Source organism: Pseudoalteromonas sp. TB64 (assembly GCF_000498095.1).
In the GTDB taxonomy this organism is placed as follows: domain Bacteria; phylum Pseudomonadota; class Gammaproteobacteria; order Enterobacterales; family Alteromonadaceae; genus Pseudoalteromonas.
Map to the genome: position 1 here is coordinate 1 of NZ_AUTQ01000214.1, position 2,181 is coordinate 2,181.

Below are 2,181 nucleotides of genomic sequence, written 5' to 3' on the forward strand. Positions count from 1 at the left end.
GGTATCCAGTGTTAATGTCGGTGCTAAGGTATCTAAGTTGCCTGTTTGTGTAGCGCCGCCGGTGTTGCCTGCATCATCGGTGATACTGGCTTGCACGGTGTAGTTGCCATCTGGTAATTCAAGGCTGGTTGCTTGCCAATCGCCGTTTGCATCGACGGTGGCGGTGATTGGGTGTTCATCACCGTTGCTGTCGGTAATAATAATGTTTATAACCGTGCCTGTAGGCTCTGTTGAGGTACCACTAATCACCGGAGTGCTGTCGTTACCCAAACCCAGTGCATCAACGGTGACTATTGGCGTAATAGTATCCACATTACCACTGCTGTTTGCGGTGCTCTCGTTGCCTGCGGCATCGGTAATGCTGGCAACAACGCTAAACTCGCCTTGCGCAAGGGCTGTCGATACTTCGATTGCCCAGTGACCATCGCTGCCTACAACGGTGCTAAGGGTTTGATTGATGCCTTCGCTGTCGGTGATGGTGAGTGTAACGGTGCCACCAATTTCATTACTGGTGCCTTGCAGCTCTGGTGTTAAGTCGCTGACATCGCCTACATTTTGAATGGTTAAGGTTGGCGCTTGCGTGTCCAAAGTAATCGTATCTGTAACTGTTGTTGTGTTTCCAGCTTCATCGGAAACACTAACTTGTATTGTATTTTCACCTTCGCTTAGCTCTGTTTGAGGGGTTACTTCCCAATTACCATTTGCATCTACAGCTGTGATTAAAGTTTGTTCAACGCCATCTTCATCTGTAATAACAACAATGATACTCGTGCCTAACTCTGCATCGCTGGTACCTGATATTGTTGGTGTTGAGTCATTAGTTACTTCATCAAAATTCACTGTTAATTGTGGTCCGGTAGTATCTATCGTTCCTTGTGCTGTATCTGTAGCGCTATTTCCTGCTACATCAGACACTTCAGCTAATACTGAGTAATCACCAGATGCGATTTCTTGAGGTAGTTCTAAACTCCAATTTCCAGCATTATCTACCGTTGTTGTAAATGTACGTATTACCCCTTGCCCATCAGTAACAGTTAAGCTAATAACTTCTCCTGTCACTACATCCGTTGTACTTCCAGAAATAACGGGAGTTAAATCATTACTTGGCTCTAACTCACTGATTTGTATTGTTGGCGGCGTTATATCAATGAAGGCATCAAGCTGCGCTATTGCAGTTCCACCACCTAAATCAGTAACGGTTGCATTAATTATAATTGTACCTTCAGCAAGATCTTCATTGGGTGTGACACTCCATTCTCCGTTAGCATCAACATTAGTGGTTAAAGTAAATATTTGCCCTGTTGAGTCAGTGATCTCCACTGTAACTTGCGAGCCTTCTTGCACATTAAACGTATCACCATTTATTTTAGGCGTTTGATTATTTGTTTCGCCAATCACATCGATGGCTATAGCTAACGCACTTGTATCAATTGTGCCAGAAGCACTTACAGAACCTTCATTACCAACAGCATCTGTTGCACTTGCATTTACTGTATAACCCCCCTCAGCTAATGCAGCAGGTATTTCCACAGACCAACTTCCGTCTGCAATAGTTTGCGTGAATATCACTTGAGGTATACCGTTCGTATCAGTAACAGTTAAAGTAACTGTTGTTCCAGCTGGCTCACCTGNATTATTGGTGTGGTATCGCTAGTATCGGCGAGTGAATTAATAGTCACTATCGGTGCTGATGTATCAATTGTACCGGTTGCTGACTCTGTACTTTCATTACTAGCGGAGTCTGTTACTGATACATCTACGCTGTATTCGCCTTCGCTCAATTCGTTCAGTACATCAGCACTAAACGTACCATCAGCTAATACTTCAGTAGTAATTGTTTGTGGTGTACCTGCTGCATCTGTGACTGTAATAGTCACGATTGTACCTGCTGTCTCACCGATCGCAGTGCCTGAAATAGTCGGTGTGGTGTCGTTGCCATCAGCGAGTGCATCTATCGTGATGGTCGGTGCTGAGGTATCAACTTCGCCAGTCGTGGTAGTTGTGGTTTCATTACCAGCGGAGTCGGTTACTGATACGTCTACGCTGTATTCGCCTTCACTTAGCTCATTTGGTACATCAGCACTAAATGTGCCATCAGCGAGCACTTCTGTCGTAATTATTTGTTCGTTCCCAGCGTCATCAGTCACGGTAATAGTAACAACCGTGCCTGCTGGCTCGCCC

The 2,181-nt window shown here is 45.0% G+C and carries 2 protein-coding genes; both read right to left on the reverse strand.

The window, feature by feature from the left end; translation table 11 throughout:
- Nucleotides 1-1,569: Ig-like domain-containing protein (locus L647_RS01000000124520; protein WP_173399993.1), on the reverse strand; the 1,569-nt coding region annotated here is incomplete at its 3' end.
- 29 nt (nt 1,570-1,598) lie between these two features.
- On the reverse strand, nt 1,599-2,181 hold a 583-nt coding region (locus L647_RS1000000125050), incomplete at its 5' end, for an Ig-like domain-containing protein (protein WP_173399994.1).